The sequence below is a fragment of the Hymenobacter coccineus genome, assembly GCF_001816125.1.
Classification (GTDB): Bacteria; Bacteroidota; Bacteroidia; order Cytophagales; family Hymenobacteraceae; genus Hymenobacter; species Hymenobacter coccineus.
In genome coordinates this window covers 1-6,033 of sequence record NZ_MDZA01000134.1, presented here as the reverse complement: position 1 = coordinate 6,033, position 6,033 = coordinate 1, and the positions used below count along the sequence as shown (strand labels likewise).

Below are 6,033 nucleotides of genomic sequence, written 5' to 3'. Positions count from 1 at the left end.
GCAAACGGCGCGCTGGTGAGAGCCCCTAGGCGGGTGGCCAGCTCGGCGCGGCCGTCGGCCGTGGGGCCCTCGGCGAAAGGCGGCCAGCGGTAGGTGGCCCCCACACGGAAGCGCCCCGCCCCCAACGGCACCACGTAGGCGCCCCGGTTGAGCACCTGTTCGGGCCCCAGGCCCGTGCATTCCACATCCAGCACCTCGCCCTGGTTGGGGGTGATGGGTAACCAATTAAAGTACGGGTTGTTAACGGCCTCGGCCCCTTCGCAGCACACCACGTAGCGCGCCGTTACGGTACCGTTGTAAATGAAGGCTGGCGCCGCGCCGGCCGGGGCGCTAACGAGCCGGGCCCAGTCAAAAGTTTCCCGCCGCAGCCAACCGGCGGCTTCGCCTTCGGTGGCCAGCGCGGCCAGCAGCTCAGCCACCGCCAAATAGCCGCCGTGGCGCAGCCAGGCCCCGCCGTGGGGGGCCAGCACGCCGGGCAATCCGGGGTCGTGGGTGAGGATTTCGGCCACAAAATCGCCCCAAGGTTGCTTGGCGCTGCGGGCTATCAAGGCCACTTGCTCTTCTTCCGAGCCGAACACTTTGAAAATGGGCGCGGCCGTGTAGAAGGCCTGCCCCAGCCGGGCCTCCAGGGCCCTATAGTAGGCCGTGGCGTAGGGAATCAGCTCGTCGGCGCGCCAGGCCAGGGCGAAGCGCCGGCCGGCCACGGGGTTGACGAGGCCGGCGGCCACGCGCGAGGCCGAATCGGGCCGGCCGGCGTCGTACACCAGCACGCGGTGGCCGCGGCGGTGCAGTTCGTCGGCCAGCGTGGCGCCCGCCAGGCCGTGGCCCACCACCAAAAAGTCGCAGTCCGTCATAGCAGCAAGGTACAGCCGGCGGGGGCAAACGCCGAAGCGCTGCCGTACTTTGCCGGGCCGTTGCGGGCGGGCGCTGGGCGGCGGCCGGACGGCCCTTTTTTCCTCTTCGCATTCCCCATGCTTCTCAAGACTTTCACCTTCAACGGCTTTTCCGAAAACACCTACGTCCTCACCGACGAGGCCACCCGCGCCTGCGTCATCGTGGACCCCGGCTGCTACACCGTTTCCGAGCAGGCCGAGCTGAAGCAGTACATCGACGAAAACAACCTGGCCGTGGCCGCCGTGCTACTCACCCACGCCCACATCGACCACGTGCTGGGCTGCGCCTACGTGCTGCGCACGTGGCCCGGCACGCCCCTGCTCGTGCACGACCTCGACCGGCCCACGCTGGCCTCTGTGGCCAGCTACGCGGGGCCCTACGGCTTTGGGGCCTACCAGGCCGCTGAGCCCACCGGGGCCCTGACGGCCGGCGAGCCCGTGCGCTTCGGCGAAACGGAACTGGCGGTGCGCTTCACGCCGGGCCACGCGCCGGGCCACGTGGTGTTTTACCACGAGCCCAGCGGGCAGGTAATTGGCGGCGACGTGCTGTTTCAGCGCAGCATCGGCCGCACCGACCTGCCCAGCGGCGACCTCAAAACCCTGCTGCGCAGCATCAACACCGAGCTGCTCACGCTGCCCGATGCCACGGTGGTGCACCCCGGCCACGGCCCCAGCACCACCATCGGCGCCGAGCGGCAGGGCAACCCGTACCTGGTGTAGAAAATATTGGGACCTCCAAGCCGTCACTCACTGCGCGTAAAACACAAAGCAGCACAGGTCAATGAAACGGTCATGCTGAGCTGGTCGAAGCATCTCTACTGCTCACCACTCTATGACTACTGCCGCGGGAGAGCTGCTTCGGCCAGCGCAGCATGACGGCCTCAAACAGCTTCCAGCCAACCCAAATAGCTTCTAAAAAACGCGCCGTTTCCCTTTGAAAAAGCACATACCCAACGCCCTCACCTGCCTGAATTTGCTGTGCGGCTGCCTGGCGCTGACGTCTATCTTCACCCCCGACCCACAGAACCCGGGCCTGCACAACCTAGTGGTGGGGGCCTACTTCGTGGGCCTAGCCACAGTGGCCGACTTCCTCGACGGGCTGGTGGCGCGGGCCCTGCGCGTGTCCTCCCCCATCGGCAAAGACCTGGATTCGCTGGCGGATATGGTTTCGTTCGGGGTGGTACCGGGAGCTATTTTACACCAGCTGCTGACCACCGCGCTGGCCAGCGCGGCCCCGCTGGCGGGCGGGCTCCAGTACCTGCCGTTGGCGGCGTTCATCGTCACCATTTTCTCGGCCCTGCGGCTGGCCAAGTTCAACAACGACACCCGGCAAACCAACTCGTTTATCGGCCTGCCCACGCCAGCTTGCACCTTGGTGGTAGCCTCACTGCCGCTTATTCTGGCGGCCAATGCGGGGGCCCCCACGGCTATTGACAAATTGATTTTGAACCCCTGGGCGCTGCTGGCCCTCACCGTGCTACTCGCGGGCCTGCTGGTGGCCGAGCTGCCGCTGTTTGCGCTGAAATTCAAAAGCTTCGGCCTGGTGGGCAACCGGCAGCGCTATTTATTTTTGCTGCTGGCAGCGGCCCTGACGCTGTGGCTGCACGCGGCCGCCGTGCCGCTGGTGGTGCTGCTCTACGTGGGCCTGTCGGTGGTGGGGCCCCGGCGGATGTGAGGGGCCCAGCTGCCGATTCACAATAAAAATAGCCGCTTTTAGTTAGGGCCCTGGCCACGGGCCGAACCCCGCACTGGCCTCCCGTGTTGGAGCCGCATCCCGGAACCGCCCGGCCCATTAGCCGATATTCTATGCCGCGATTTTTTCTCTTGCTGCTGCTTGTGGGATTGGGATGGACGGGGGCCCCGGCGGCGCGGGCGCAGGGCCCCGCCACGGCCCACGTGGTGCTGCGCTGGGGTGGCTACGCCGAGGTGCCCAGCCGCACCGGCCGCACCGCGAAGCGGGTGCCCACCTTCGCGGGGGCCTACGCGGCATTTGATGAGCAAATCGGGATTTTCAGCCAGCGGCTGGCCGGCGACGTGCGCCAGGGCGAACTGCTGAACCCGGTGTACGAGGCGTTTTCGGCGGCCGACGCCAAGCTACTGGACGCCGGCAGGCTGCCAGCCGCACCCGAGGTGCAGCTCAGCACGGGCACCGAGGCCAAGCTGCCCGTCACGCGCCTCAGCCTGCGCCCCGCCCGCCGCAACCCCCAAACCGGCCAGCCCGAGCGGCTAGTGTCGTTCGACTACAGCTATTCCCTAGCCGAACCCGGCGCCGCGCGCGGCGGCAGCGGCAGCACGGCCCGGTCACACGCGGCCCACTCGGTGCTAGCCGCCGGCGACTGGTACAAGCTAGGCGTGCCGGCCAGCGGCGTTTACAAAATCGACCAGGCTACGCTGAAAACGCTGGGCTTCAACCCCGCCACCACCGACCCCAAGGCCCTGCGCCTCTACGGCAACGCGGCGGGCCTGCTGCCCCAGCCCAACCTCACTTACCGCCCCGACGACCTGGTGGAAAACACGGTGCGCTTCGTGGGCAACACGGATAACACCTTTGATGCCGACGAGTACCTGCTGTTTTACGCGCCGGGGCCCCACACCTGGTACGCCGAAAACGGCCGGTTCCGGCACCGCAACAACTTCTACTGCGACACGGCCTACTACTTCCTCACCACCCAGGCCGCGGCCCGTGCCCCGCAGCGCGTGGCCACGGCGGGGGCCCCGGGCGCGGCGGCCACGCGCACCGTCAGCACGTTCGACGAGCGGGCTTTTTACGAGCACGACTTGGTGAACCTGCTGCACTCGGGCCGGCAGTGGCTGGGCGAGAGCTTCTCGCCGCAGTCGGTGCTGACGCGCACGATTGACCTACCGACCAGTTTGCCCGACCTCGTGCCCGGCTCCACGGCCCAGGTCACACTAGCCCTGGCTGCCACCGACCTCAGCGGCAGCCAGTTCCGGGCCACGCTGAACGGCGCCAACGTCGGCACCGTGGCCATTAACCCCGTGAATGGACAGGCCTACTACGCGGTGGCCAACGTGGCCACGCCCACGCTGCCGGTGCTGCTGCCCGCTGCGCCGGTCGCTACCCTCAGCGTAGGCCTCACGTTCAACAGCCTCTCGGGCACCGGCATCGGCTACCTCGATTACCTGGAAATTAACGCCCAGCGCCGCCTTACGCTGAGCGGGCCGACGCTGGAATTCCGGTCGCTGGCCAGCGTGGGCCCCAGAGTTGTAACGCGCTTCGCCCTGGCCGGCACCACCGCCGCCACCGCCGTGTGGGACGTGACCAACCCGCGACGCGCCGTGGCCCAGGCCCTGGACGCGGCCGGCACCTTCGCGGCCGCCACCGACACGCTGCGCGAGTACGTGGCCTTCCAGCCCGACGGCACATTTGCCAACAAGGTGCGGGCCTTTGGTAAGGTGCCCAACCAGGACTTGCACGCCCTCGACGGCAGCTACGATTTGGTGATTGTGACCTACCCGGCCTTCCGGGCGCAGGCCAACCGGCTGGCCGACCACCGCCGCAGCCACGACGGCCTGAAGGTGGCCGTGGCCACGACCAAGGAAGTGTACAACGAGTTCGGCTCGGGCGGGCAGGACGCCACGGCCATCCGTGACTTCATGAAGCAGGTATACGATAGGGCCCCGGCGGGCAAGCTCCAGTACTTGCTGCTCTTCGGCGATGCGTCGTTCGACTACAAATCGAGCCCCACCAACGACAAGAGCCAGGAGCCCGCGTGGTGGGCCAGCCGGGCCCCCTTCCGCTCCGACGCCGACTTCGACCGCGCCAACCAGAACTACGTGCCCACTTACGAGTCGCGCGAGTCGCTGACGGCCTTCTACGGCAGCACGGTAACCTATTCATCCGAAGACTATTACGCCCTGCTTGACGACAACGAAGGCGAGTGGTTGGAGAGCCCCACCGGCACCGAGGTGCAGGACGTGGGGGTGGGCCGCCTGCCGGTGCGGGCCCCCAAGGGCCAGCCCGCCAACGACGACAACGCCCGCCGGATGGTGGACAAGCTGATTGCCTACGACGCCCCGGCCAGCTTCGGCAAGTGGCGCAACCGCCTGTCGCTGTGGGCCGACGATGGCAACGGCGACCTGTTCGTGGGCGGCGGCTCGGAGCCGCTAGCCGCCGGCATCCAGGCCAACTACCCGGCCTACAACGTGCACAAGGTGTACCTCGATTTGTACCCGCAGGTGGCAGGGGCGGCCGGCCTGCGCTCGCCCGAGATGAACAAGGCCGTGGACGAATCCTTCGAAGGCGGCTCGCTGCTGATCAACTACCTCGGCCACGGGGGCCCCACGGGTCTGTCGGACGACCAGATTTTCACCAACGCCTCGGCTTTGGCTTTGCAAAACAGCACCAAGCTGGCCTTCATGGTGACCGGCACCTGCGACCTGAGCACCTACGACAACCCCGATTTCACGTCGGCCGGCGAGCAGGTGCTCACCGATAACGTGAACGGTGGCGGGGCCATCGGCCTGTTCACCACCACCCGCGTGGTGGAGGCCGGCCAGAACTACGGCCTGAACTCGGCCTTTTACAACAACGTGTTGCAGCCCCTGCCCGGCGGCAAAATGCCCGCGATGGGCACCGTAACCATGCTGGCCAAGAACGCCTACCCGGGCCCCGGCCAGGCCGGCGTGCTCAACAACCGCAACTATACCCTGCTCGGCGACCCCAGCATGACGCTGGCCTACCCGCGGCAAACGGTGCAGATTGACAGCCTGAACAAGCAATACGTGGGCGGCGGGGCCGCGCCCCCCACCCTCCAGGCCCTCAGCCCCGTGCGCCTGCACGGCCGCGTGCTGAACGCCGGGGCCCTAAACGCTAGCTTCAACGGCACGGCCCAGGTGACGGTGTACGACAAGCCCGCCACGGTGCTGACGCTGGGCAACAAGGCCGCCAGCAACCCCGCCGACGGGCCCAAGCCCATCCAGGTGCAGGAGAGCGTGATTTACAGCGGCCAGGCCACCGTCACGAACGGGCAGTTCAGCCTGCGCTTCGTGGTGCCGAAGGACATCAGCTACAACGTGGGCCCCGGCAAGGTGAGCCTCTACGCCGCCAGCCCCGGCGCCGACGGCGGCAAGGGCACCGACGCCACCGGCCGCCTGGCCCCGCCGGTAGGCGGCGCCGGCC

Annotated in this window: 4 protein-coding genes; 3 read left to right on the top strand and 1 reads right to left on the bottom strand. The window is 67.7% G+C overall.

Annotation, left to right across the window (positions count from 1 at the left end):
* Positions 1-854, bottom strand: an 854-nt coding sequence (locus tag BEN49_RS09865) for an NAD(P)/FAD-dependent oxidoreductase (protein ID WP_070742857.1), incomplete at its 3' end; no start/stop codon positions are given.
* Positions 855-971: 117 nt separating this feature from the next.
* Here BEN49_RS09865 and BEN49_RS09860 point away from each other — a divergent pair.
* From BEN49_RS09860 to porU, 3 genes are all read left to right on the top strand, one after another.
* Positions 972-1,613, top strand: coding sequence for an MBL fold metallo-hydrolase (locus BEN49_RS09860; protein ID WP_070742856.1), 642 nt, complete (start codon positions 972-974; stop codon positions 1,611-1,613).
* Positions 1,614-1,827: 214 nt separating this feature from the next.
* A complete protein-coding gene (locus BEN49_RS09855) occupies positions 1,828-2,568 on the top strand; it encodes a CDP-alcohol phosphatidyltransferase family protein (RefSeq protein ID WP_070742855.1) in 741 nt (246 codons plus the stop codon).
* Positions 2,569-2,699: 131 nt separating this feature from the next.
* Positions 2,700-6,033: type IX secretion system sortase PorU (gene porU, locus BEN49_RS09850; RefSeq protein ID WP_125916689.1), on the top strand; the 3,334-nt coding region annotated here is incomplete at its 3' end.

Coding starts and splice junctions, on each gene's coding strand:
- BEN49_RS09860 (WP_070742856.1), top strand. CDS start 972: ATGCTTCTCAAGACTTTCACCTTCAACGGCTTTTCCGAAAACACCTAC.